Source organism: Novosphingobium sp. BL-S-34, assembly GCF_056857015.1.
In genome coordinates this window covers 541,597-566,481 of record NZ_CM166473.1, presented here as the reverse complement: position 1 = coordinate 566,481, position 24,885 = coordinate 541,597, and the positions used below count along the sequence as shown (strand labels likewise).

The 24,885-nt window shown below is 64.6% G+C and carries 20 protein-coding genes; 11 read left to right on the top strand and 9 right to left on the bottom strand.

Annotated features, from left to right (window positions below):
* Positions 1-42 precede the first annotated feature (42 nt).
* A complete protein-coding gene (locus AC1VV3_RS16570) occupies positions 43-981 on the top strand; it encodes a metallophosphoesterase family protein (protein WP_482962933.1) in 939 nt (312 codons plus the stop codon).
* Positions 982-1,084: 103 nt separating this feature from the next.
* On the opposite strand, the gene AC1VV3_RS16565 is transcribed toward AC1VV3_RS16570, so the two are convergent.
* From AC1VV3_RS16565 to AC1VV3_RS16540, 6 genes are all read right to left on the bottom strand, one after another.
* Positions 1,085-4,309 (bottom strand): glycoside hydrolase family 2 TIM barrel-domain containing protein, encoded by a 3,225-nt coding sequence (locus tag AC1VV3_RS16565; protein ID WP_482962932.1) that lies wholly within the window; start codon positions 4,307-4,309, stop codon positions 1,085-1,087.
* 23 nt (positions 4,310-4,332) lie between these two features.
* On the bottom strand, positions 4,333-5,169 hold the full coding sequence (gene kduI / locus AC1VV3_RS16560; RefSeq protein WP_482962931.1) for a 5-dehydro-4-deoxy-D-glucuronate isomerase: 837 nt from the start codon (positions 5,167-5,169) through the stop codon (positions 4,333-4,335).
* Positions 5,170-5,181: 12 nt separating this feature from the next.
* A complete protein-coding gene (locus AC1VV3_RS16555) occupies positions 5,182-6,318 on the bottom strand; it encodes a glycoside hydrolase family 88/105 protein (protein WP_482963150.1) in 1,137 nt (378 codons plus the stop codon).
* Between the two features lie 28 nt (positions 6,319-6,346).
* Positions 6,347-6,472: a hypothetical protein gene (locus AC1VV3_RS16550; RefSeq protein WP_314466970.1), complete on the bottom strand. Its 126-nt coding sequence runs from the start codon at positions 6,470-6,472 to the stop codon at positions 6,347-6,349.
* A 152-nt stretch (positions 6,473-6,624) separates the two neighbouring features.
* Positions 6,625-9,483, bottom strand: a complete 2,859-nt coding sequence (locus tag AC1VV3_RS16545) for a TonB-dependent receptor (RefSeq protein ID WP_482962930.1) — start codon at positions 9,481-9,483, stop codon at positions 6,625-6,627.
* A gap of 78 nt (positions 9,484-9,561) precedes the next feature.
* Positions 9,562-10,296: a FadR/GntR family transcriptional regulator gene (locus AC1VV3_RS16540; protein WP_482962929.1), complete on the bottom strand. Its 735-nt coding sequence runs from the start codon at positions 10,294-10,296 to the stop codon at positions 9,562-9,564.
* Positions 10,297-10,471: 175 nt separating this feature from the next.
* Here AC1VV3_RS16540 and AC1VV3_RS16535 point away from each other — a divergent pair, with 175 nt between their 5' ends.
* The 8 genes from AC1VV3_RS16535 (at position 10,472) to AC1VV3_RS16500 (ending at position 19,859) form a co-directional block, all read left to right on the top strand.
* Complete coding sequence (locus AC1VV3_RS16535) at positions 10,472-11,383, top strand: DUF4861 family protein (RefSeq protein WP_243654259.1); 912 nt, start codon at positions 10,472-10,474, stop codon at positions 11,381-11,383.
* Between the two features lie 2 nt (positions 11,384-11,385).
* On the top strand, positions 11,386-12,678 hold the full coding sequence (locus tag AC1VV3_RS16530) for a DUF2264 domain-containing protein (protein ID WP_482962928.1): 1,293 nt from the start codon (positions 11,386-11,388) through the stop codon (positions 12,676-12,678).
* A 240-nt stretch (positions 12,679-12,918) separates the two neighbouring features.
* A complete protein-coding gene (locus AC1VV3_RS16525) occupies positions 12,919-13,623 on the top strand; it encodes a TetR/AcrR family transcriptional regulator (RefSeq protein WP_482962927.1) in 705 nt (234 codons plus the stop codon).
* 157 nt (positions 13,624-13,780) lie between these two features.
* Positions 13,781-15,118, top strand: a complete 1,338-nt coding sequence (locus AC1VV3_RS16520) for an aromatic ring-hydroxylating oxygenase subunit alpha (protein ID WP_482962926.1) — start codon at positions 13,781-13,783, stop codon at positions 15,116-15,118.
* Positions 15,119-15,274: 156 nt separating this feature from the next.
* Complete coding sequence (locus tag AC1VV3_RS16515) at positions 15,275-17,596, top strand: TonB-dependent receptor (protein ID WP_482962925.1); 2,322 nt, start codon at positions 15,275-15,277, stop codon at positions 17,594-17,596.
* 24 nt (positions 17,597-17,620) lie between these two features.
* The gene (locus AC1VV3_RS16510) at positions 17,621-18,379 is read left to right on the top strand and encodes an SDR family oxidoreductase (protein ID WP_482962924.1); all 759 of its coding nucleotides are present in this window, start codon (positions 17,621-17,623) and stop codon (positions 18,377-18,379) included.
* Complete coding sequence (locus tag AC1VV3_RS16505; RefSeq protein WP_482962923.1) at positions 18,376-19,464, top strand: nuclear transport factor 2 family protein; 1,089 nt, start codon at positions 18,376-18,378, stop codon at positions 19,462-19,464. Before AC1VV3_RS16510 ends, AC1VV3_RS16505 begins: the two co-directional genes overlap by 4 nt.
* 149 nt (positions 19,465-19,613) lie before the next feature.
* Entirely contained in the window at positions 19,614-19,859 is a 246-nt protein-coding gene (locus AC1VV3_RS16500) for a LuxR C-terminal-related transcriptional regulator (protein ID WP_482962922.1), read from the top strand.
* Between the two features lie 66 nt (positions 19,860-19,925).
* Here AC1VV3_RS16500 and AC1VV3_RS16495 read toward each other — a convergent pair whose 3' ends face one another.
* The 3 genes from AC1VV3_RS16495 to AC1VV3_RS16485 all read right to left on the bottom strand — a co-directional run bounded on the left by AC1VV3_RS16495 (position 19,926) and on the right by AC1VV3_RS16485 (position 23,411).
* Positions 19,926-20,891 carry a GGDEF domain-containing protein gene (locus tag AC1VV3_RS16495; RefSeq protein ID WP_482962921.1) on the bottom strand — a complete coding sequence of 322 codons (966 nt, stop codon included), beginning with the start codon at positions 20,889-20,891 and terminating at the stop codon, positions 19,926-19,928.
* A gap of 288 nt (positions 20,892-21,179) precedes the next feature.
* Positions 21,180-22,040: a hypothetical protein gene (locus AC1VV3_RS16490; RefSeq protein ID WP_482962920.1), complete on the bottom strand. Its 861-nt coding sequence runs from the start codon at positions 22,038-22,040 to the stop codon at positions 21,180-21,182.
* 129 nt (positions 22,041-22,169) lie between these two features.
* Positions 22,170-23,411, bottom strand: coding sequence for a S8 family serine peptidase (locus AC1VV3_RS16485; protein ID WP_482962919.1), 1,242 nt, complete (start codon positions 23,409-23,411; stop codon positions 22,170-22,172).
* A 104-nt stretch (positions 23,412-23,515) separates the two neighbouring features.
* On the opposite strand from AC1VV3_RS16485, the gene AC1VV3_RS16480 reads away from it, so the two are divergent.
* Both AC1VV3_RS16480 and AC1VV3_RS16475 read left to right on the top strand, forming a co-directional pair.
* Positions 23,516-24,013 carry an RNA polymerase sigma factor gene (locus tag AC1VV3_RS16480; RefSeq protein WP_482962918.1) on the top strand — a complete coding sequence of 166 codons (498 nt, stop codon included), beginning with the start codon at positions 23,516-23,518 and terminating at the stop codon, positions 24,011-24,013.
* Positions 24,010-24,831 (top strand): hypothetical protein, encoded by an 822-nt coding sequence (locus AC1VV3_RS16475; protein ID WP_482962917.1) that lies wholly within the window; start codon positions 24,010-24,012, stop codon positions 24,829-24,831. Before AC1VV3_RS16480 ends, AC1VV3_RS16475 begins: the two co-directional genes overlap by 4 nt.
* Positions 24,832-24,885: the final 54 nt, after the last annotated feature.

Here is a 24,885-nt window from a genome sequence, read left to right as displayed (position 1 = left end):
CGGCGCGAAGCACGTCCCGAACACATCCCGGAAAGGACCAGCATGGACCGCCGCAATCTCCTGAAAGTCGCTCTGGGCACGTCCCTGATGCCGATCAACCTGGTCGCCGCCCCGACTTCTGCCGCGCCCCGTTCCAGTGGCCAGCGCTTCAGCTTCGCCTTCCTCAGCGACACGCACATCCGCCCGGAACTGGAAGCAGACCGGGCCTGCGCGATGTGTTTCGAGCAGATTTCCGCCAGCGATAGCGACTTCGTCATCCACGGCGGCGATCACGTCGAAGACGCCCTGGAAACCGGCCGCGCACGCGCGACGATGCTGATGGACCTCTACCAGCGCACGGAAAAAGCCCATCTGCGCAAGCCGGTCCGCCACGTCCTGGGCAACCACGATTGCCTTGGCGTCTTTCCCAAGAGCGGTGTGGCGCCGGACGAGCGCGACTACGGGAAGCAGTTCTACATCGATCGCTTCGGGCCGCGGTACTACACCTTCGACCACAAGGGCGTTCACTTCGTCGTGCTGGATTCCATCGGGCTGACCGCCGACCGCAACTACGAAGGACGCGTCGATCAGGAACAGCTTGAATGGCTCCGCACCGACCTTGCCGCCCTGCCCCATGGCCAGCGCATTGTCGTGGTGACGCACATCCCCCTCGTCACGGCCATGCAGTGCTATGAACCCGAGTCCTGGCTCGATACCCCGCACAACTGGACATTCGTCGTCAACGGCCGCGAAGTCCTGCGCATCTTGCGCGGCTACAACGTTCTCGCCGTGCTGCAGGGGCATAGCCATGTCTACGAGCAGATCGACCTGAACGGGCTGCGCTTCCTGTCGACCGGCGCCGTGGCAGGCGCGGACTGGCGCGGCGCCTTCCTCGGCACGCCGGAAGGCTATACCGAGATCACGATCGACGGGCAGAGCCTCACCAGCAGGTATCGCACTTACGGCTTCGTCACGCCCGATCGCGAAGACGTGCCGATCTGACGATGTCCCGCCCCCGGCCAGAGCCTCAGCGCCACCGGCCGCCTAGACGAACGGCCCTGTCGGGCCATCCTCCCTGCAACCAACGCGCCTGCTGCCGCTCGCATCATTCATGTTCGGCATTGTTCGCCGGCCTTGCGCTGTCCGGCGCGGTTCCGGCGCCGTCGAACGTGCTGATCCGGAACGTGAAGCGCATGGGTTCCAGACGGGTGCGATAGGGGAGCATGGGCTTGCCGAATTCGCTCCACTGCGTATCGCCGCCCACGCCCCATTGTGCCGCATCGATCAGTAGGGTGCCATGATCGTGCGGGTGGATATCGGTGGATTTCCACGTTCCGGGGGCATGCCGGTCGAGATCCTCGTATGGGAACGCCAGGGCATTCGCCATGATCGGCGTCTCTCCCTCCACCCTCAGCCCCCTGCCCGCGCCCGATACTTCGATCCAGCGCACGTCGACCTTGTTTCCGGTCTCCTGCGGGCGGATGTAATCGTGGTTCTGCGCCGCCAAAGGGCCGCGCCAGAGACCGATGGGGGCTGAGGTCTTGCGGTCCACATAGCTCTCGTGCGGCCCGCGTCCGTACCATTCCACCGTATCCAGATCGGTCGGCAGGCTGAATTCCAGGCCCACGCGGAAGGGCGGCGGCAGATCGGTATTGAGCGGCGTGAACTCGCCCGAAACCGCCAGAGAGCCATCCCCCGCCATGCGGTAATGAAGCGCGAAACGAGCATCTGCCTTGCCCAGTTCGTAGGTCACGGCAATTTCGCGCGCCCCTTCGTCAAGCGCGCGCAAGGTGACGCCGACCAGCTTGCGTTCGTGGCTCATCGCCTTCCACACGGCGAGTTGGTGGTCAGTGCCGATGCCGATGTCGTTGTCGGTCACCGCGCGCCAGAAATTGGGCGTGCCGCCCGAGGCCAGCATTTGCCCGTTGCGGGCATAGGATCTGACCAGGCCAGTGGCCCGATCGACCGTCAGGCTGGCGCCGCTCGCCGAGAGTTCGATGACCCCGCCTCTTTCCGAGGTCGCCACCGGCCCCGCCACGGCTGAGGCCATGACGCGCGCGCCCGGATCGAGCGCGAACTGCTCCCAGCCGATCACCTGTCCCTCCCCGACCGCCGGCACGCTGCCCGCTTTGGCATGGGCCCGGACGGTCACGAAATACTCCGCCCCGGCGCGGCGCGGAAACGTCTCCACCGGAAGGGTGAGAATACCGGCGTGATGGGCCGCCACGCTGGGTGCCGGCAATGTGCCATGCGCCGTGGCAACGCCGTTCTCCAGCAGTTCCCAATCGAAGGTGTAGCCGGAAAGGTCGGTGAAATCGTGCCGGTTGCGCACGGTAACCCGGCCAGTCGCCGGATCGAACCCGTCGAACTGGATCGGCGCGTAGACCTTGCGCACTTCGAACAATGCCGGGTTGGGGGTCCGATCGGATTGCAGCAAGCCATCGCCGAATTCGATATCACCGCCAGGATTGGGACCATATTCTCCGCCGCCACCCCAGTATCGGCGCCCGTCCTTGGTATAGCGGTACATCGACTGGTCCACCCAGTCCCACAGGAAGCCGCCTTGCAGCTTTTCCGGGTAGGCGTAGATCGTGTCCCAGTATTCCTTCAGGTTGCCGCCCGAATTGCCCATCATGTGGCCATATTCGCACTGGATCATCGGCTGCTTGAAGTTCCAGTTTTTGGCATAGTCGACCAGCTTCTCCACCGGATCGTACATCGGCGCGTAGATGTCCGCGTACCAGTTGGGGCGATGGTCGCTGATCCCGTCCCAGGTGCCCCAGCCCAGGTAACTTATGAGCCGGTCCGGATCTCGCGCCTTTACCGCTGCCGCTGCCGCCGCGAAGTTCGGACCGATGCCCGCCTCGTTCCCCAGCGACCAGAAGATCACCGAAGGGTGGTTCTTGTCCCGCTCCACCATGTTCACCGCGCGGCTGACATGCGCGTCCTTCCACGCCGGATCGAAGCCCAGCTGGAATTCCGCCCGCCGTTCCGGATGCTTGTTGGCATAGTCCATGTAGGCATGGCTCTCGAGGTTCGCCTCGTCCATGACATAGAGGCCATAGCGGTCGGCAAGTTCGTAGAGGCGCGGATCGTTGGGATAGTGCGACGTGCGGATCGCATTGATATTGTTGCGCTTCATCAATTGAATGTCACGCTCCATCGACTCCAGCGACACGACGTGGAAAGTTTCCGGATCGTGCTCGTGCCGATTGACGCCGCGGATGGTGATCGGCTTGCCGTTCACGGTGACGAGACCGTCCCGGATCGCCACATCGCGGAAACCGACGCGCGCATAAGTGGACTGGAGGATGCGCCCCTTGCCGTCGTAGAGTTCGACCAGCAGGAAATAGAGATGAGGCGTTTCCGCCGTCCACGGCTTCACGCCGGGCAAGCGGCCAGTGAGCGTGACGTTGCGCTCGGCCTGCCCGGCGCTGACCGCCTGCCGCCCTTCCAGAACCGTTCGGTCGCCGTCCATCAGCACGTAGCGCGCGCTCGTGGCGGCGCCGGGGGTGACCGCGAGGTCGATCGCCAGCGTGCCGGTTGCAAAGCTGTCGTCCAGCCCGGCGTGGACGAAGAAGTCGCGGATGCGCGTCTTCGGCGCCGCCATCAGGAACACTTCGCGCTCGATGCCCGATACGCGCCAGAAATCCTGATCCTCAAGATAGGATCCGTCCGACCAGCGGAACACCTGGATGGCCACCGTATTGCGGCCCGGATGGACGAAGCCCGTCACATCGAATTCGGACGGCAGCTTGCTGTCTTCCGAGTAGCCGACTTTCCGGCCGTTCACCCAGACAGAGTAGGCCGATCCCGCCGCCCCGATGTGCAGGATCACATCCTCTCCGCTCCATCCCGCGGGAACCTCCACGTCGCGGCGATACGATCCGACCGGATTGGTCGCGTGAGGGATCAGCGGCCGATCGGCGGGAAAGGGATAAGTGATGTTGTTGTAGCGCGGCTGGTCGAACCCTTCGGCCTGCCAGTCGGCAGGAACCTTGATCGATTTCCAGCCGGACACGTCATAGCCGGGCTGTTCGAAACCCGCAGGCAGCGCATCGGCGCTGGGGGAGAGCGCGAATTTCCACTCCCCGCTCAGCAACAGGAACCGGGACGAATGGGTGCGATGACCGGCAATGGCGCGTTCGCGGCTCTCGAAGGGGAATCCGGTCGCCCGGGCAGGCAGCTTGCCGATGGCGTTGACCGCCGGATTTTCCCAGTCCGGGCGGGACGGGTCGACCTGCACCGGCTGCACTTGCGGCGCCTGCGCCTGCGCCATGGTAGCCGTCAAAAATCCGATCCCGGCCGCCGCCGCGCGCCATTTCCCCATGCGAGACACCTAGTTCCCTCCCGTTATCGCAGCTGGCAGATGTCGAGGACGTCCATGTCCTCGTAATCCAGGTTCTCGCCCGCCATCGCCCAGATGAAGCTGTAGTTTTGCGTCCCGGCACCCATGTGGACCGACCACGGCGGAGAGATCACCACGTCTTCGTTCTCCATCACGATATGGCGCAAGTCTTCGGGCCGCCCCATGTAGTGGAACACCCGATCGTCCTGATCCAGATCGAAATAGAGATAAATTTCAGAGCGGCGCTCATGGACGTGAGGCGGCATCGTGTTCCACACGCTTCCCGGCTCCAGCCGGGTAAGACCCAGGCAGATCGATGCGCTCTGGCAGGTATGCGGCAGGATCAGCTGGTAGATCGTGCGCTCGTTGGAATTCTCCAGGCTGCCGCGCCGCATTACGTTGGCATCGGCCATGCCCACCTTGCGCAAGGGAAACGGAGCGTGCGCGGGCACGCTCAGCAGATAGAAGCGCGCGCCCTCGCCCGCGAAACTGACCGCATCGGTGCCCATCGGCACGTAAAGCGCCTCATGCTTCGCCAGCGAGAACGGCTGCCCCCCGGCCGTGACCACCCCCACGCCCGCCCCGATGTTGACCACCGCCAGCTCGCGGCGTTCCAGCAGGGAGTGCCCGGCGGCGCTTTCGGGTTCGCTCTGGCACGGCAACACCAGCGGCTCGCGCCCCGGCACCGCGCCGCCGATGATAAAACGCTCACCATGCGAGTAAGTCAGCACGATCTCGCCCGGCCGGAACAGGCCGGAGACGAGATGGCGCTCGCGCAGGTCTTCGTTGCTTGCCCCCTGCATCATGTCGGGGTGGACTTCGTAATAGGTCTTTTCAAACAAGGATCGTCTCCGTCAGCGCGGCTTGCGGTCGAGTTCCGCCACTGCCGTCGCGGCGAGCAGGAAGGCGCCGACGCCGAAGTACTGGGTATCGCTGGGCAGAACCTGGTCGGGCCGATCGCCCACCTGCTGCACCCAGCCGAGGCGGCCGTCCGGCTGGATCGCCCGTTCCAGCGCCGCCCAGCCCTTCCGCACCGCGGGTTCATACTCGGCCCTTGGCAAGAGGCCCTGATGGATTCCCCAGGCAAGGCCGTAAGTATAGAACGCCGTGCCGCTGGTCTCCGGCGGCGAATTTTCCGGTGCGAGGAGCGAGGGTGCCCAGTAGCCGTCCGGCTTCTGCAGGCTCTTCACCTTCGCCGCCATGTCCTTGAACAGCGCCTCCATCCGGGTGCGGTCGGCGCTGCCGGCGCCAAGCAGCGGGATCACCCGCGCCATGCCGCCGAACACCCAGCCGTTGCCCCGCGCCCAGAACACCTTGCGGCCGTTGTCGCGCCGCTCGAAGAAACGGCTGTCGCGATAGTAGAGGTGCTCGGCCGGGTCGTAGAGGAAGTCCGTCGTCGCCCAGAACTCCTTCATCGCGAACCTCAGGTAGCGCTCGTCGCCGGTCTGGCGGGAGAGTTCGGCGAAGGCGGGCGGCGCCATGAACAGCGCGTCGCACCAGCACCAGCGCTTCAGGCACTCGGTCGCGCCATAGCCTTCGGGCGGGATGGCGAAGGCCAGCGTGGTGACGGCCGGCTTGTCCACCACCGTGTCGAACGCCGCCTTCGTCGGGGCCAGCGCCGCCGCGCCCGCACCGTGGCCGGCCGCCCAGACATAGGCCTGGGCGATGGCCTGATCGTCGGCGAAATAGAGGTTGTCGCCCGGACGCCAGGCGTTGCGCCGGCCCATCGCCAGCACCGCCTCGGTAATGCGCGGCGGCGCGCCCGCATCGGCCAGCGCGGTCATGCCCACCCAGAACACGGCCTGCTCCCACCCGCGGGTCTTGCGGGTCTCCTCCGTGGCGCGGGGAATGTGCGACAGGTCATCGAGATGGGCCAGCTGCCAGTCGGCCAGCTTGACCGCCGCCGCAACGGGCGACTGTGCCGTCGGCGCCGCAAGGGCGGGCGTAGCGAAGGCCGCGCAGATCAGTGCAGCGGGGAACAGGTTTCGGATATTCACGAGGCGAGTTCTCCTGTCGGGGTCAGGCGGGGGCTGATGAGGTGAAGCGCCGCAAGGGCGATGAGAATGGCGCATCCGGCGCCATGAAGATCAAGGAATGGCTGCCGGTCAATTGCAGAACGGTGCCGACGAACGTGGCGATCGGCATTCCGCCGATGGCCCGGCAAGGGTATCCGCCTTTCGGACACGCCTGCCCTTGCACCCTCCTCCACGACGGTTTGCGGCACCTGCTGCATGGTCATCCTCTCGCGAAAGAGAGAGCGCCCGGGACATCCGCCCGGGCGCCCGGCCGGGAGTGGCTCAGAATTTGCCGCGAACGCCGAACGAGACGGTCGTGCCATTGAAGAACGAGTTGTCGCGCCGCGACTGGCCATTGCCCTTCGGACCGTCGGGGTCGGAGTAATAGATATAGACGTTCTCGTTGGTGATGTTCAGCGCATCGATCCGCAGTTCGATCATGTCGTTCAGCTTGTAGCTGATCGTGCCGTCCAGGAAGCCCTGCGGTGCCGTATAGGGGATCTGGTCGTTCCCCGTGTTCTGCGAAGTGATGCCCGTCTTCGCGCGGTAGTTGTAGGATGCGCGTACCGCAAAGGGTCCCTTTTCATAGAACGCCGTGGCGCTGTAGGAATACTTGGGCACGAACTGGATCGGCACGCGGGTACCTTCCGTCGTGACGAAGTCGTCGCCCTTCTGGTCGATCAGGGTCAGGCTTCCGGTAAAGCCCAGCCCGTCGAACGGCTTGGGCAGGAACGTGAAGTTCTGCTGATAGGCGAATTCCAGCCCCTTCAGCTTCAGTTCCCCCTGATTGACGTACTGGGTCCGGCGGATCAGGAAATCGTCGGGAATGTCGCCGCCCGGGAAGCCTAGCGATACGGCATTGAAGGCGCTGTCCGGCAGGCCGAGCGAGCCGAAGGTCACGAAGTCCTGCACCGCCATCGCACGGTCGACGATGTCCTTCTTGAAGGCCCCGATGCTGAGCAACCCGCCCGGCGCGAAGTACCATTCCACGCCCGCGTCGAATTGCGTCGCCATCTGCGGGCGCAGGTTCGGATTGCCCACCGTGACGTCGGCATTGAACACGTTGGGCACGACGGTGCCGCCGGCAATCGCCGTCAGTGCCGCGCGGGTGATCGTCTTGCCGGCCGAGGCACGCACGACGACCTTGTCAGTGACGTCATAGGCAAGGCTCGCCGATGGCAGCCAGTTGTCATAGCCCCCCTCGCGCCGCTGCGGCAGGAACACGCCGGCGCCGGCGCTCTGGTAGTTGTGAATGATCGTCGAGGTGTCGGAATAGCGCATGCCCACGTTGCCGCGCAGTTCCTTGCCGAAGACCGGCAGCGTGAAGTTCGCTTCGAAGAACGCGGTCTTGACGATCTCATTGGCCTTGAACGCGCCATTGAGATTGACCGGCGCCGCCGCGTTGGCGGCATTGGCATCCAGATCATCCATCACGAAAGAGCGCGGGAACGTGGCAAACTGCGAAGGATAGCCCGGGTTACCACCGTCGCGGATCTGGCCGAACTGGATGTACGGGTCCATGTTGGAGAACACGTCCATCCCGGCAAGTTGGGCAGAAGCGATGCTGCTGCCGTCCTGCTGCGAGATTTCCTTGCCGGTGTCCACATAGCTGCCGCCCAGCTTGACGGCGAACGTGCGGTCACCATCGTCGACCAGATCCCAGTCCAGGACCGCGCGGGCGGTCTTTTCCTTGTCGATCTCCCGATTGAGCGAGAAGCCGAGGCCCGGCGCGGTGAAGTTGGCGGGATCGGTGAAATCGACCGGCGAACTGATCGTGGGATAAGTGACGTTGCCCGTCGGGTCGAACGTGCTGGTGATCCCGTAGAGATTGCTGGTGATACGATTGGCGGTGTAGCGCGCATTGCTGTCGCTGAGATTGCCCTGCGCCGACAGTTTCATGGTGTCGGTCAGGTCGTAGACCGCGCGTACGATGCCGTATTTGAAGCGGGTGCGGGCGTTTCGGAAGAAGCTTTCCTGGATGAAGCTGGTGTTGCCGAAGGTGCCGTAAAGATTGTTGAACTCGTCGATATGCACATCGAGCGGGATGATGCCCGAATTCGTGCCGACCCCGGGGGCACTCGTGGTGCCGGGCACCGTGCGCGAATTGCGGACCGCTGCGCCGAAGGTGAATTCGTCCGCCTCATCCTTCAGTTCGGAGTATATGCCGTCCACGCTGACGTCCAGGCGATCGGTCTTGTACTGGATAGACCCCACCATGCCGATGCGTTCGCGTGTATTGTTGGATGTGAACACCCGATAGAAGCGCGGCAAATAAGCGTTGTTGATCTGGTCCCGGGTCAGATCGCCATAGTTCGCCAGCGGATTGTCGAGATCCATCTGGAACTGGAACGGCCCGCCCACGGTCGTCGGCCCTCGATAGGCCAGCGAACCGATCGCGGAGGAATTGTAGCCGCCGGTCGACTGGAAGCCCGAACGCTCGTTGACGTTCTTGGCATAGGCCGCGCCCACCAGGACGCCGAAATCGCCCCAAGTATCGCTGAACAGCAGCGATCCGCGCGGCTGCCACTTCTTCGACTGGGTATTGTAGTTGGCCTGCGCGGTATAGCGGATCACCCGGCCCGCGCTGTCGAACGGACGCGGCGTCTGCAGGTCGACATTGCCGCCGATGCCGCCTTCCTCAAGGTTGGCCAGCGGCGACTTGTAGACGTCCACCCGGCCGAACAGTTCGGATGGAAAGACGTCGTAGTTGAAGTCACGCGTCGAGGATCCGACGTTCTGCGATGACGTGGTGTGAACGGGCGCGCTGTTGATGGTGGTGACGGTGAATTCCGAGCCCAGACCGCGGATGCTGATGCGCTGGCCTTCGTTCGAGGCGCCGTCCCTCGACAGGAACACGCCGGGAATGCGCTGCAGCGAATCCGCGACATTGGCCTCGGGAAACTTGCCGATATCCTCCGCGACGATGGAATCCCGCACGCCGATGGCCTCACGCTTCAGCTCGATCCCTTGCTGAAGACTCTTGCGAAATCCGGTGACGACAATTTCCTCGGTTGCCGGCGCCGCTTTCGGCTCCTCACCCGAGGTACGAGATGCGGCAGCCTCCTGCGCGGAGGCTGCGTTGCAGGCTGCCAGAATTGCCAAAGCGCTCACCGTGGAGACTGCGGCTGTAACCACCCTCATGATCATCCTCCCTCATCCGCGATTCGTCGCGCGATGAGGGAGTTGTCATATAACTTTGGACGCTTGTCAATTGTCGGACTACTTGGGCCTCGATCCGTCATTGCCGCTGGCGATAGCGTCGCTCAGTTCGGAATGCCTGATCAGACTCTCCTGCATGTGCAGCCGTGCTGCCAGGCGGGCGCCCTCGATGTCCATGCGAATGATGGCCTCCAGCAAGGCTTCGTGCTCGTCACTGACCTTGCCGACATAGGCCTGATGCACGTCTTCGGACTGATTGCGCAGATAGAGACTGCGCGGCGGAACCAGCCTCACGCCCAGGAACTGGATGAATCGCACGAAATAATCGTTCTGCGTCGCCCGGGCGATGGCGAGATGGAACTCGCTATCGACCTGTGCCGAAGCGGCGGGATCGTCACCCACCTCGCGCATGCGCCGCAGCGCCGCACGCATTTCGGCAATATCCGCCTGCGTGCGCCGGGCCGCCGCAAGACCGGCCATTTCAGCCTCGATCGCCTGCCGCATTTCCAGTAGCTTGATGACGTCGGAAAGCTCGGAAAGCTCTTCTTTCGTGACCTGAAAGGCCCGGTACTGCGCCGTTTCGGAGACATAGACACCCGACCCCTGACGGGCGACCGCAAAGCCCTGCGCCTCCAGCCGGGCCACAGCCTCCCGCACCACGGTCCGACTCACTTCTTCGCGCTCGGCAATGTCCTTCTGGGCGGGCAGCTTGGAGCCGGCGGGAATGACCCCGGAGATGATCTCCTCCTCCAGCTTCGCGTAGAGGATATCGGCCAGGGAGGCGGCTTTCACCATGGGCAGTCTTTCGTCGTTGACGGGAGAAAACCTCCCGAACGGTTCCATTCCTACACGAAGCGCTTGGCAAACGACAGATAGCAATTTATCAGGTTGGCATACAACTTCGACACATAGTCTTGGAGAGGACATGGGGCAGTTTCACAGATCCGCGCGCAGCAGGATCGCAGCGGGATTGGCAATAGCGATCGCTTGCGCGCCGGCCAGCCTGTACGCCCAGCGGCAGGACGACGCGCAGCTCAAGGTGGAAAAGCCGCTTCCTCCGCCCAAAAGCAAGACGCCGGCCGCCGTCGCCCAGTTCGCCCCCTATCGCTATGACGACCTTCTCTGGGAAAACGACAAGACCGCGCACCGCATCTATGGCCGCGCGCTGGAAGCGGCCGAACCGCCATCGGGGTCGGGCATCGACAGCTGGGGCAAGAACGTCGCCTGGCCCTTCGCCGACCGGCAGCTAAGCAGCGGCGACCAGCACGGCTATCACGGCGAAGGCCTGGACTTCTACAACGTGGGTACCGGGCGCGGCGCGGGTGGGCTGGGCATCTGGCAGGACAACAAGCTGTGGACCTCCCGCAATTACCTGCGCGCGCGTATCCTGAAGTCCGGCGGAAAGGAGGCGGATTTCAGCGTGGATTACGCGCCATGGCCGGTGGATGTGGATCGCAAGGTCTGGGAGACACGCCGCTTCACGCTGCCGCTCGGCACGCATTTCACGCGGATGGTCTCGACCCTGCAATCGGATTCCCCGGCGCCGCTGGTGGTCGGGATCGGCATCGGCAAGCGCACGACCGGCGCGCGCGATGGCGAAGCGACGATCGATCGCGCCAAGGGCCTGATCTCCTGGTGGGGACCCGAAGACGGCGCGCATGGCCACATGGCGATCGCCGTCCGCGTCGACCCCGGCATGATTGCCGAAGTGAAACAGGATGCGGACAATTACCTCGTCCTGCTCAAGGTTCTGCCCGGCAAGCCCTTTGTCTACTATTCGGGCAGCGCGTGGAGCAAGGGACAGGACATGTTCGCGACGCGGCAGGCGTGGGACGCCTACGCTGCTTCCCAAACGCTCGACTTCTCGATTCCAAAGGACTGAACATGACCATGAATCTGGATCGCCGCGCGCTGCTGGCTGGCGCCGTGGCGGGCACCGCAGCGCTTTCGACCGGCGCCGCCGCTGCCCGCGTTGCCGGGCAAAAGCCACTCGGCCAGGCCGGCCTCCATGCGGGAACGGATGACCGCGCCTATATGCTGGGCCTGCTGGAACGCATGGCGACGCCGGTGCTCTCCCGCATGGCGCAGGGGCGTCTTCAGCAGGACTGGTCTCCGGAACTCAGCCCAAGCTGGGATGGCCGGAATCCCAAGGTCGCCTATCTGGAGGCATTCGGCCGGTTGATCGACGGCATTACGCCCTGGCTCGCCCTGCCCGATGACAACAGCGCGGAATCGCGCCTGCGCGCCCAATTGCGGGAGCAGGCGCTGGCAAGCTACGTTCACAGCGTCGATCCCAAGAGCCCGGACTACCTGCTGTGGAGCGCAGAAGGCCAGCCGCTGGTGGATTCGGCCTATTTCACGAGCGCCCTCCTGCGCGCGCCGAAAACCCTGTGGGACCCGCTGGACGCGGCCACCAAGACCCGGATCATCGCCGAGATCCAGGGCTTGCGGCACGTAACGCCGCCCTACACGAACTGGCTGCTGTTCGCCGCCATGAACGAAGCCTTCCTGCTGTCTGTCGGCGCCCAGTGGGACCCGATCCGCATCGACCTTGCCCTCCGCAAGTTCGGCGAATGGTATGTCGGAGACGGCTGGTACGGCGACGGCGAGCACTTCCACTTCGACATGTACAACAGCTACGTCATCCATCCGATGCTCACGCAGATCCTGGATGTGCTGGTCCGCACCGGTGTCAAGTTCAACAAGCTGGACCCCGCAGAGCGCCTGGCAACGCAAGTGAAGCGGATGCAGCGCTTCGGTGAGGTGTTGGAGCGCATGATCGGCCCGGATGGCGCATTTCCGCCGGTCGGCCGGTCGCTCACTTACCGTACGGCAGTCCACCAGCCGCTGGCCTATCTCGCGTGGAGGAGGCTGCTTCACGCCAAGCTGCCCGAAGGTCAGGTGCGGGCTGCCACGCTGGCAACGCAGCGCCGTATCTTCACCGATCCCAGCAATTTCGACGCCAAGGGCTTTCTGACGATCGGCTTCGCCCGGCACCAGCCCAGCCTGGGCGATGTCTATTCAAATGCCGGCAGCATGTATATCGCCGCAGAAAGCCTACTGGCGCTCGGGCTGCCAGCCAGCGACAGCTATTGGCAAGCGGATGCGCAGCCGTGGACCATGCGCAAGGCTTATGGCGGAGCGGACTTTCCCAAGGACTATTACATCGAGGTCTGACGCCGCAAGCCGCCCATCCCTGCCGTTGCGCTTTGCCTTGCAAGACCTGGCTGCCTGATGCGCGGGCCGCCGTCGAACTGAAAAGCCGGAATCCGACGATCTCGCCGCCCTTGGCTTTGCTGCGCACGTTCCTAACTCCGAGCCACGAGGATGTGTCCCGTAACATGGCCTTCCAGGCCCGGTGCCCGGTTGGCACCGGGCCTGGAAGAGGGAAGCCGGCGGATTTAATACGAGATCGGGTTGCTGTACGGCCGTTTAGAAGCGATGACCTGTCACATGTCGACGCCAGCCATTCAGCATTCCGCACGGCCCTCCACCAAGGGAGAGGCAACGCGCCATGCGATTCTAGATGCCTGCGAAGTGCTTTTTGCGCAAAACGGCTATCTGGGAACCTCCCTTCGCGATATCGCGGCGCAAGCGGGTGTCCGAATGGGCGTGGTCCACTATCACTTCGGCAACAAACACCTCATTCTCGATGCGGCATTGGAACGCAAGCTGCCGTTGTTGCAGGGCAGGATCGCGGCAAGCTTCGAGCTTGCGGAAGCGGCTGAAGGCGAATTCGGGCCTCGCGAAATCGTGACCGCCTTCATTCTGCCGTTCCTCACCGCCGCCTCATGCGAGGCCAGCCCTCTGCGCAATTACATCGTCATGACCTCGCACCTGATGAGCGCGTATCGCATGCCGGAATTGCGACCGATCCTGGCCAAGCTGTCGGTTATTTCCGGCATGCTCACGGAACGGTTGCGGATCCACCTGCCGGCCATGGCCGAGAGCGACCTTCTTGCCGCCGTCTATCTGATCGAGGCGGCCCTGATCTTCATGGTGCAGGATCCCGGGTTCCTGGACGATCTTACCGATGGCCACTTTTCCGCCCGTAAGCTTGAGGACATCGCCCAGCCGGCCCTGCGGTTCTTCACGGCGGGCCTCGTCAGCCTGCAGGCCTGATTGTTTTAACAGGTAGGTCGACCGACCAAATTCGTTATTCTTCTTCTCGACAGGCGGCTGCAGGCTTTCGGGCAAAGCGGTGCGCCAGGAGAGAGGCGCCGGCCAGGGTCCTGACAAGGGACGGGCCGGATCGGGCACATGCCGGAAGGAAAACGAGATGGGAAGGCAAGGCACCCTTGCGTCCGCGCTGGATGGGCGCGACGCTGCGAACCTCAGGGGCGATCCGATCACGGGCGATCGCTACACCTCCCCCGCCTTCATGCAGCGCGAATGGGACCACATGTGGACCCGCATCTGGCATGTCGCCGGCCGCACTGCCGAACTGGAGGAACCCGGCGACTACATCGTCCATGACTTCATGAACGAATCCGTGTTCTGCGTTCTCCAGGAGGACGGCGCGATCAAGGCGTTCTACAACACCTGCGGTCACCGCGGGCAACGCCTCGTCTGGAATTCAAGCTCCCAGGAATCCTTCCAGTGCCCCTATCACGGGTGGGTCTGGGGCAAGGACGGCGTGCTGGCAAAGGCGCAGGATCCGGAGGATTTTCCCCAGGGCAATCCCTGCGGCAAGCTCAAGCTGAAGGAACTGCGCTGCGCCACCTGGGGCGGCTTCGTGTGGTACACGATGGACGAAGAGGCCCCGGAACTTCTGGATTTCCTGGCACCGATGCCGGAACTCTATCGCCATTATCCGATGGATACCGCCGTCCGCGTGTTCTGGATGAAGATCGACCTCGACACCAACTGGAAGTTCGCCACCGACAACTTCTCGGAAAGCTACCACACCCGCACCGCCCATCCGCAAGTGCCGCCATGGATCGACCAGGACGTCGATACCGCTCGGCACGAGATGTGGCCGGGGGGCCATGGCCGCACCGTCCAGCCCATGCGCCCTTCCCTCTCGGACCGTCTGCCCGAGGGCGTGGACCATCCCTTCGATGCGATCCTGCAGGCCTGGGACATCGATCCGCAGTCCTATCCCGATTTCGAAACCAAGGCGATGCAGGGCTGGCTCGACCTCAAGGCCGCGAAAAAGCGGCTCTGGAAGGAGCGCGGCTACGTCCACTACGAGAACATGGACGACGAGGAGATCACCGACAGTCCGCACACGGTGATCTTCCCCAATGTCACGATCAGCTTCCTGCCGGACAATCTGGTGTTCTTCCGGACCGAACCGCATCCGACCGATCCGAACAAATGCACGTTCGACTTGTGGTGCATGGCCTTCCCCGTTGCGGGGCAGAGCGTGGTGGAATCGGTCATGGCCGGTCCCCAGCCCCTGCGCGAGGCGGAGATGCAGCGCCGCGCCTTCGACAATGGCCGCGGCGTACCCGAGATCAGGGACCAGATCGTCTATCAGGACATGCTTCTGGCGGAAGGCCAGCAACGGGGAATGCACTCCCGCGGGTACCAGGACGCCTATCTGGCCGCGCAGGAAACCCGGGTGCGCTTCTTCCACGAAGTGCTGAACGACTACCTCGAAGGCCGCCGCTGAAGGCGCGCCGGTCCCGGCACCGGGACCGCCAACCATGAGCGACGCATCTTGCGCCAAGCCGATCCCGGCGTTCCCCCGCCACTTCCGGCGGCTGGCCCGCCATGTTCGGGGAAACGACCTCTAACCATAAAAAACAGAACAGTTGGGAGTAGGAAGATGAAGAACTGGCTCAATGCAAGCTCACCCCTCGCTCTTGCTGTCGGGGCGATGATCCTGCCGCAGGCGGCCCCCGCCCAGAATAGCGCCCAGAACAGCGCCCAGGATGATCGGCAACTCGCCGCGACCGAGACCAGCCAGCCCGAAAGCAGGATGCCGGTGGGCATCCAGGAGATCGTCGTCACGGCGCAGAAGAAGGCCGAGAACCTGCAGGACGTGCCGATCTCGATCACGGCGGTGGGCGGCGAAGCACTGGCCAGCACCCAGGGCATTTCGCTTCAGGCGCTTCAGGGCCAGATTCCCAACGTCCAGATCGACAACTTCGCCAATACCCCGCAGAGCGCCGTTTTCACCGTGCGCGGCATCGGCGTTATCGAACCCGACCCCTACGCCGGCAATACGGTGTCGATCGTGGTCGACGGCGTCCCGCAGTTCTTCTCGATGGGCGCGCTGCTCGACCTTTACGACGTGGACCGCATCGAAGTGCTGCGCGGCCCCCAGGGCACGCTGTTCGGCGCCAATACCACCGGCGGCGTCATCAACGTGGTCACCGCCCAGCCCACAGGCAAGTTCGGCGGTCACGTCAAGGCGGTCTACGGCAATTACAACCGCATGGACCTCACCGGCTCCATCGAAGCGCCGCTGGTCGATGACGTGCTCTCGCTCAAGGTCGCGGGCATTCATACCCAGCGCAAGGGCTGGGTGACGAACGTGGTCGACGGATCGGACCTCGGGCGCAAGAACCTCGACGCGGTGCGGGCCTACTTGCGCTTCACGCCCAGCGCCAATTTCGATGCGACGCTTCAGGGCGAATACGTCAATGCCCGCAATGGATCGCCCATCGTCATCAACGGGGCGCGGCCCGGCGAAGTGCTCTACGTCGCCCCCGGCACCGAGGGAATGTACGTCAGCCCCTGCGCCACGAACGGCATGTGCATAGCGCCAGACAAATATTACGGCGCCAACAATTCCGTTCCCGATCAGTCCAACATGGACACTTATTCGGGCACGCTGACGATGAACTGGCGCAATACCGGCCTGGGCGATTGGACCGCGATAACCGGATACAAGCGCTTCAAGCTCCGCGAATATACCGATCAGGACGGTACCCCCCTGTTCCTCAACGATACGTACCGCCGAACCGTGGGCTGGCAGTTCAGCCAGGAGCTGCGCACCAATCTGGAACTCTCGGACAGGCTGAACGTGCTGGTGGGCGGCTTCTACCTCAAGGACCATTACGATCACATCCAGGCCTACCGCCTGCAATTCGCGGCGCCGGGCTTGCTCCAGACCAACTTGCAGGATCAGGACAACTACTCCATTTCCGGCTTCGCGCAGGCCTATTGGGAAGTGACCGACCGGCTCAAGCTTCAGGCAGGCATCCGCTACACGCACGAGCGGACGGAATCGGCCCCCAGCCTCATCACCAGCATCGGCGCGGCCGCAGGATCGAACTACACCGGCGAGGGCAATACCGTCATCGACAGCTTCACCGTGGGCGGCAGCAAAGGCTGGGACAATGTCGGCTGGAAGCTGGGCGCCGACTATGAAATCGCCGACGACACCCTGCTCTATGCCAGTTGGGCGCGCGGCTTCAAGTCGGGCGGCTTCACGGCACGCGTCGGGGTGCCCGCCGACGGCGAGAATCCATACGATCCCGAGAAAGTCGATACTTTCGAAGCCGGCGTGAAGGCCGACTTCCTGGATCACCGCCTGCGCGTCAACCTTGCGGCGTTCTACACCAATTATCGCGACATGCAGGTGGCGCAGATCTACTTCGACACCGACACCAATACCCAGGGCAACCGCATCCTCAATGCCGGCAAGTCCGAAATCAAGGGATTCGAGCTGGAAACCACCGCGGCCCCGGTAGACGGCATGACCCTGCGCGCCTCGCTCGCCTATCTCGACGCGAAGTACAAGACCTTCCTCTATGGCGATCCCCTCAGCGGGGAGACGCTCGACCTGGAAGGCTACCGGCTTCAGAACGCGCCCAAGTGGAACGGCAGCTTCGGCGCGAACTTCGTGATCCCGCTGGGCGACGATGCCGATCTGGTCAGCGACGTGAGCTATACCTACACCAGTTCCAAGTATTACACGGCGATCCTCGACACCCCGCGCTCGAAAATCCAGCCCACCCACCTTGTCGACGCCTCCTTGACCTACAAGCCGCGCGGCGGCGTCTGGTCCATCGGGCTATGGGCGACCAACCTGCTGGATTCGCGCTATCTTTCGACCGTCTACGACAGTCCGGGCTATGCCGGGCTGGCCGGCTATGCCCCGCCGCGCCAGTGGGGCGGCTCGTTCAGCTTCGATTTCTGACATGCGCATGGGAAGGAGAGCAGGATGAACCGCGTAGCAGGCAAAGTCGCGCTCATTACCGGAGGCGCTTCCGGCCTTGGCGAGGCCGATGCACGGCTCCTGGTGGCGGAGGGCGCCAGTGTCGTCATCACGGACGTCCAGGTCGATCGCGGCCGCACGGTCGCCGCCTCGATACCGGGCGCCATGTTCCTTCAGCACGACGTCCGCGAGGAGGACCAATGGCGCAACGTCGTGGCGAAGACGATGGCCCGTTTCGGCCGGCTCGACATACTGGTCAACAATGCCGGGCTGGTCCGTTTCGGCAATGTCGAGGAATGCGAGCTGGAGACCTTCCGGCTTCAGATGCAGGTCATGGTCGAGGGCTGCTTCCTGGGCTGCAAGTCCGCGTTGCCGCACATGACCAAGAGGGCCGACGGACCCTGGGGCGGTTCGATCGTGAATGTCGCGTCAGTCGCGGCGCTCAAGGGCATTGCCGCGATCCCGGCCTATAGCGCGGCCAAGGCAGGTATCATCGCCCTGACCCGCAGCGTCGCGGTACACTGCCAGGACATGGGCTACGGCATCCGCGTCAACGCCGTCGCGCCCGGCGCCCACGATACGCCGATGACCCGGCAGGCGCTCGATCAATTGCCGCAGGACGACGCCGGGCTCGATCAGGTCCATGCGCATGGCCAAGGGCGTCCCGATGACGTTGCCAACCTCGTGCTGTTCCTGGCTTCAGAGGAATCGCGCCAGATCACGGGCACTCATATCGTCATCGACAATGGGGAGACCCTGCGATGACCGGCACCCGGGACATTGGCTGGCTGGCCGATCGCCAGGACATCGCAAACGTGCTCGCCCGTCACAGCCGGGGCGTGGACCGTGCGGACGCGGGCCTGCTGGCAAGTTGCTATCATGACGATGCACTCGTGGACTACCGCTTCTTCACCGGCGCGGCATCCGAATTCGTGGCCATTCTTTCAGAGGCCCAGAAAGCCGGCCCGGTCACCCTGCACCGAACCGGCCAGATGTGGACCGAGACGGACGGCGACCGGGCAATCTCCGAAAGCTATGTCATGGCCTATGCATCGAGCGCCGGCGCGCAGGGACCGGCCACGCAGCACCTGATCTGCGGTCGTTACCTCGACCGGCACGACAAACGCTCCGGCCATTGGCGCCTGACGCAGCGCAATTACGTGCTGGACACCAGCCTCAACTGGGACGGGGGATTGCCTCTGCCGGGCGTGGGCTCGCTCGGCAGCCAGTTGCCGACAGGCGGGCATGGGGCCGCCGACGCCGGGATCGCGCTGCTTGCCCAGGCTTATGCAAGGAACAGGACAAAAGGATCAAAGCCGATGACACACAGCGAACAGGCGATCGATGCAGTGATCTCTCGACAGCAGATCGCGGATGTGACCATGGCCTACTGCCGCGGCGTGGACCGCGCGGACCCGCATTTGCTGTCGGAAGTGTTCCATGAGGACGCCTCCATCGTCAGCGGTGTGTTCAACGGCAACGGCCGCGACTTCGCCTCCGAGATCTGCAGGCTGGTGGAGAGTGCTTACGAGCAGACCTTCCATTCGATCGCCAATCAGTGGATCGAGGTGGAAGGCGACGGGGCGGTCGGGGAAACCTACGTGATCGCCGTGTCCACCAGCCGCGGCAACGAGAAGACGGATACGCTCACGGGCGGGCGCTATGTAGACCGTTTCGAACGCCGCGACGGGCGCTGGGCCATAGCCGATCGTACGTTCGTACTCGATTGGGCGCGCAGCGAACCCAGCACGCGCGACATGACGGGCGGAATGTACGCCGCGCTCGATCTCCACGGCTGTCGGGGCAAAGACGATCCCGTCTATGCCTTCCTGAGCCAACGAACGGATTGAATATGGAGATCGGCATGGACACGGCGATGCCCTTCACGTCGACGCGGGATATGCGGCGTCCTGAAAATCCCCCGCCTGGCCATTCGGCTACCCGATCAGCACCGAATGGTTTCGCGCAACATTAGGCCATGCGCGCCGGAGCACTCCAGATGGATGCGAATTCCCATGATGAGAAACCGCTCCTCTCTTCCAGAGAATTCGAGACCCTGTTGCTCAGCGCGGAAGGTGAAACCGATGCCGTGATCGCCAGGTCATTGGGGATAAGCCACACGACGGTGCGGTTTCACTTAAGAAATGCCTGCCTGAAGCTCAAGGCGATCAACCGAAGGCATGCCATTTACCTCGCCTTCAATCTGGGCGTGTTCGAACGCGTCCTCAACGACGATGCCGGATGACCGTCCCCGAGCCGATGCCCGCAGTGGGCCCGCCCCCCGGATCATCACATCCGACGGCAGCCGCAATTATGCCGAGACTGTCGATCGGACCCGATTGCGACCTTCCTGCTTGGCCGCATAGAGCAACTTGTCCACGGCATCACAGAAATGGAGCGCATCACTGTCGAAAGGCGGAATGACCGTCCCGACGCCGACGCTCGCGGTCACGAATGCGCTGCAACTGGACCGTTCGTGCCGGATATGCAGGCCTTCGATCGCCGCGCGGCAACGCTCTGCCAGTACGGACGCGGCAGCTTCGTTCGTTTCCGGGAGCAGGAGGACGAACTCCTCCCCGCCGCATCGAGCGACCACGTCGCGAGGACGGATTCCGATCTCCTTCAGCGCGTTCGCTATTCTGACCAGGCATTCATCGCCCTGAATGTGGCCGTAGAAGTCATTGTAATCCTTGAAGTGGTCGATATCGAGCAGGATCAGCGAAAGCGGATGCTGGCCGGTCTGGGCGCCTTTCCACTCCGCCTTGAGCCGCTCGTCATAATGGCGCCGGTTGGACGTTCCGGTCAGGCCATCCTCGAACGAGAGCGCCTCGAGCTTCTTCTGCATCTTGATGAGTTCGTGCTCGATGCGTTTCCGCTCGCTGATATCGAACATGAAGCCGACCAGGCTATCGACCTCCCCGCCTTCGCCGCGCACCACATGCACGACGTCGCGGATCCAGACATAGCCGTCATCCTTGGTCAACGCCCGGTAGTCCGCTTCGTGGTCCTTGCCTGCGACCGACTGCGAGACGCAGAAATTGACCACATGTTCGCGATCGTCCGGATGAATACGGGAGGCCCAGTCCTCTACCGAGATCCAGCTTTCCTGCGACCAGCCAAGCAGCGGTTCGATCTGCGGGCCGATGTATGCGAAGCGCATCGTCGCCCAGTCGATCTTCCATGGAATGGCCAATGTCGATTCCAGCAGGGTCTTGTAGACCGCCGGATCGACTTCCATCCCCGGCGCCGCAGCGCTCGCCAGGTCGTTAACAGCCATGGTGGGAGTCATCGAAGGTCTGGCCCCATAAATCGTTTCAAAAGCATCGGCGCGGAATCGCGTCACACCATTACTTGCTGGTGGCAGATTTCCATATCGTTAAATCCGCCTGCCAGCGCACCCTGCGCGAAAAGTCTGTAGCCTTGGCAGCCTCATCGGTCAGCATCGGGCGAGGCTTGCGCAGCGACATCGAAACCCGCGGAAGCCGTGGTGAGCTTTCGCGGGTTTCGTTTCCTCCGTCCTGTCCTGACAGTACGGTTTCCTGCTTTCGCTTCTGGGGCTTTCGGTTCAGTTCCCGTTTGCCGAGGCACTCAGGCTGACGGAGCCGCCGCTGGCCGAACCCGAGCCCGAAGCTGCGCCCGCGGCCGAGGCATTGTGCTTTCCGGCCGAAACCGTGCCCTCGCCAGTGCCGGAGCCTTGCGCATTCGCAGTCGAAGCCGTGTTCTGCGCCGAAGAGGCTGCGTCCGATGCGCGGCTGGCTGTCATGTCGCGGGCGGATCCCACGGTCCCTGCAAGGCGGGAGGCGGCACCGCCGGCTGTACCGGTGGCATCGGGCAGTGCCGGGGCGGTCAGGTTGCCGCTCGATGCGCCATTACCCGTCGCGGAGCCGCTCGCGCCGGTTCCAGACGCGGAATGGCTCGCCGCACCGGAGACGGCACCGCTGCCCGAAGCCGCCGTGTTGCCGGCGAGCGAACCGAGCGTATCCGGGGCCGATCCGGCCCGCGATGTCACGCCCGAAACGGCCGATCCGGCAAGTCCGCTGGTCGAGCCGCGTGCGTTGGAAACGGCCTCGCTGGCGCCGGAGGTGTCGGGCGCGGACACAGCGGGCGCCGTGACCTTCTTGCTGGCGCTGCCACGGCCGCTTCCCGAAGCCGATCCGGTCGCCGAACGGGCACTGCGCGTGACGCTCATGTCGCCGGCGCCGCTGCCCATGCCTTCGATCGAATTGCCGACAGACCCGATGCTGCCCCCGAAGGAACCGCCCAGCGCCCCGCCCAGACTGCCGCCGAGGCCGCCGCCACCGCCGAGAAGCTGGGCCTGCGCTGCACCGGGAGCCATGGCGATGGCGACAGCCGCCAGCGCCGCGCCGAGATTGGCCTTGGAGAGAGTCTTCACGCCGCGCGTCTTGTTCACAGGGATGATCTTCATCGTTCCGGTTCCTTTCCTCTTCTCGTCCTGTCCACCGCCGCGCCGAAACGCTTTGCGAAGGGTCTGGGAGAGAAACGGATGGCCTTGCCGGTTTCATCCCTCGGCGCGCCGAAAAAACCGAAAGCGCGATCAGCCGCCGGTCCGGCAGACCATGCAGAGCACGCCGCGGCCGGTCCGCCGTGAAGGGGCCAGGGCTTCGGTGTTGGTCGCCCGCAACACCGCGCCGACGTCGCGGCCCGGTCCCATCCGCGCGGCCATCCGGGCGGCGGCAAGCGGCGCTGCAAATGAGGTGCCGCGCAGACCGATGCGCCCTTTGCCCGGCACCAGCGCCGTCATGTCGGCGCCGGGCGCCGCATAGTCGAGATGCGCGGCCCTACCCGCCTCGATCAGCACGCGCCCGCGCCCATCGACCCCCGTGACCGCGACGACGCCGGGATAGGACGCGGGAAAGGCCGGGGGCGCCGCCGCGCCGTCATTGCCCACGGCCGCCACCACAACGATGCCCCTGGCCCGCGCCGCTGCCACCGCGCGGGCCAGCAGCGGATTGGCAGGCCCGACCAGGCTGATCGAGACCACCGGCACCCGCTGCGCCGCCATCCAGCCGAGGGCGCGCGCGATCGCCAGGGCATTGCCGCCCGCAGGATCGGTGCCGTAGACATCGGCGCCGTAGATCCGTGTCGTGCCCGCCCCCTTGAGCAAGGAGGCGATGGCCGAGGCATGGTCGCTCGCTTTCGGTGCCCCGGCCGCAAAGGCGCCTTGCGCGGCCAGTCGGTCCGATCCGGCGATCCCGCCATCGATCACGCCCACCGTGCCGCCCTTGGGCAGCGCGGTTGCCGCCGCGCTTGCACCGCTCTTTCCCGAGGCAGCGCCTGAGGGAAAGTGCAAATGGTCTGCCGTGATCTCCCGGCCCGGCAGGATGCGGCGCAAGTCGGCAATGGCCCGGGCCAGCGGCTCGCCTTTCGGGGTGGAAAGGCGGGCATAGGCGATGCCGAGGTCCGCGATCCCGGCCTGTTCGATCAGCGCGAAGCCCTTCTCCGCCGCCCGTGCGAGGCTGTCCGCATCGGGATCGAGCAGCAGCAGTTCGCCGGCGCGGGCCGGTTCGTGGCGTTCGTCCCAGTCGACGCTGCCGCGCCGGGCCGCAACGAAATCGCGCAGCCGCCCGAGCCGGTCCTGCGCCAGTTGGCCGGCATTGCCGGCAATCGTGGAGAGCCCCGAAACCGAGCGGTCGACGACATTCTCGGCAGCACCCGAAACGGCCGACCGCGTGCGATCGATCGTGCCGAGGGGATCCAACCCGCCCGGCAATCCCAGTTGCGCGGCGGCGGGGGCCGCCAGCGCGGCCAGTATCAGCGCGGCCAGCACCGCACGCATTTCAGACCTTCGACCCATTCCTCGTTCCCACAGCAAAAATCGGTGGCGCTCAAGGATGAAACGGTGCCATCGGAACGTTTCATCCTCACGGAAACGATATTTCGATGAGAACGCACGACTTCTGCGACCAACTGACGGCATTGCTGCCCCGCCTGCGCCGCTTCGCGCGTGGCCTGACACAGAACGCGGCGGATGCCGACGACTTGTGCCAGACCACCGTCGAACGCGCTCTGGTGGCCCGCGGCCAGTGGCAGGAAGGCACGCGGCTCGATGCCTGGGTGTACCGGATCATGCGCAACCAGTGGATTGACGAGACGAGATCGCGCAGCCGCCGCGCACGAACGTTCGTGCACGAGGACGAGGGCACGAACGTGGGCATGGCAGGAGACCGCGATGCGGAAAACCGCGTCGAGCTTGGCAATGTCGATCGGGCGCTGGCGCGCCTCCCCGCCGACCAGCGCGAAGCCGTGGTGCTCGTCCTGGTCGAGGGCTTTGCCTACAAGGAAGCGGCCGAGATCATCGGCATTCCGCAGGGCACCCTGACCTCCCGCCTCGGCCGCGGCCGCGAGGCGCTTTTGAAGGAACTTGGAGAAACCGCATGAGCGTGACCCCCGAAGAGCTCATGGCCCTGGCCGATGGTGAATTGTCCGGCGAAGAGGCCGCGCGCGTGGAAGCCGCAATCGCTGCGGATCCCGTCCTCGCCCGGCGGCTGGAGGCGGAGCGCGGCCTGCGCGCCGCGCTGCGCGGCCGCCTCGATCCGGTTGCGCAGGAGCCGGTACCCCTTGCGCTGACCGACCTCATCGCCCGCGCCGCCGCCGCGGATGCCGGACAGGCCACGACCGACAAGGTCGCCCCCGCTCCCGCCCCCGCAGCCGCCCCCTCACCCGCCGAAGTCGTCGACCTTGCTGCGGCCCGTACCCGGCGCAAGGAAGCCGAAAAGGCGCGCGATCGCGCAGCCAGGCGCCCGAACGTGCCGATTTTCGCGGATCGCCGCATGGCCTTCGCCATCGCCGCCTCACTGGTGCTCGGGCTGATGCTCGGCAGCCAGTTGCACCGCGAAGGCCCGGTCACCCAGACGCGCGCAGGGCTGGCCGCTTCGGGTTCGCTGGCGCGAACGCTGGATCGTCAGCTGGCATCCGCAGGCGATGTCGACGGCCTTCGCATGCTCGCCAGTTTCAGGCGGCAGGGCGGCGACTATTGCCGCGTGTTCGCAGGCACGGCCACTTCGGGCATCGCCTGCCGGCGAGACGGCACCTGGCTGCTCGAACGCACCATGGCGGGCGGCGGCGGGCCATCGAGCGATTACCGGCAGGCCGGTTCGGTGCAGGGCGACATGCTCGCCGCCGCACAGGACATGATGCGCGGCGATCCTCTCGATGCCGCCCAGGAACGGGCGGTGATCGAGAAGGGATGGCGTTAGGCTGTCGGGGTGACGGCGGGGCCGCTCCGCCCCCGACTCCAATGCCGATGCCGG

Bases quoted from the DNA above. Each gene is read 5' to 3' on its own strand.
- AC1VV3_RS16570 (WP_482962933.1), top strand. From the start codon at position 43: ATGGACCGCCGCAATCTCCTGAAAGTCGCTCTGGGCACGTCCCTGATG.
- AC1VV3_RS16565 (WP_482962932.1), bottom strand. From the start codon at position 4,309: ATGGGGAAATGGCGCGCGGCGGCGGCCGGGATCGGATTTTTGACGGCT.
- AC1VV3_RS16550 (WP_314466970.1), bottom strand. From the start codon at position 6,472: ATGCCGATCGCCACGTTCGTCGGCACCGTTCTGCAATTGACCGGCAGC.
- AC1VV3_RS16545 (WP_482962930.1), bottom strand. From the start codon at position 9,483: ATGAGGGTGGTTACAGCCGCAGTCTCCACGGTGAGCGCTTTGGCAATT.
- AC1VV3_RS16540 (WP_482962929.1), bottom strand. From the start codon at position 10,296: ATGGTGAAAGCCGCCTCCCTGGCCGATATCCTCTACGCGAAGCTGGAG.
- AC1VV3_RS16530 (WP_482962928.1), top strand. From the start codon at position 11,386: ATGACCATGAATCTGGATCGCCGCGCGCTGCTGGCTGGCGCCGTGGCG.
- AC1VV3_RS16520 (WP_482962926.1), top strand. From the start codon at position 13,781: ATGGGAAGGCAAGGCACCCTTGCGTCCGCGCTGGATGGGCGCGACGCT.
- AC1VV3_RS16515 (WP_482962925.1), top strand. From the start codon at position 15,275: ATGAAGAACTGGCTCAATGCAAGCTCACCCCTCGCTCTTGCTGTCGGG.
- AC1VV3_RS16510 (WP_482962924.1), top strand. From the start codon at position 17,621: ATGAACCGCGTAGCAGGCAAAGTCGCGCTCATTACCGGAGGCGCTTCC.
- AC1VV3_RS16505 (WP_482962923.1), top strand. From the start codon at position 18,376: ATGACCGGCACCCGGGACATTGGCTGGCTGGCCGATCGCCAGGACATC.
- AC1VV3_RS16500 (WP_482962922.1), top strand. From the start codon at position 19,614: ATGGATGCGAATTCCCATGATGAGAAACCGCTCCTCTCTTCCAGAGAA.
- AC1VV3_RS16495 (WP_482962921.1), bottom strand. From the start codon at position 20,891: ATGGCTGTTAACGACCTGGCGAGCGCTGCGGCGCCGGGGATGGAAGTC.
- AC1VV3_RS16490 (WP_482962920.1), bottom strand. From the start codon at position 22,040: ATGAAGATCATCCCTGTGAACAAGACGCGCGGCGTGAAGACTCTCTCC.
- AC1VV3_RS16485 (WP_482962919.1), bottom strand. From the start codon at position 23,411: ATGCGTGCGGTGCTGGCCGCGCTGATACTGGCCGCGCTGGCGGCCCCC.
- AC1VV3_RS16480 (WP_482962918.1), top strand. From the start codon at position 23,516: ATGAGAACGCACGACTTCTGCGACCAACTGACGGCATTGCTGCCCCGC.
- AC1VV3_RS16475 (WP_482962917.1), top strand. From the start codon at position 24,010: ATGAGCGTGACCCCCGAAGAGCTCATGGCCCTGGCCGATGGTGAATTG.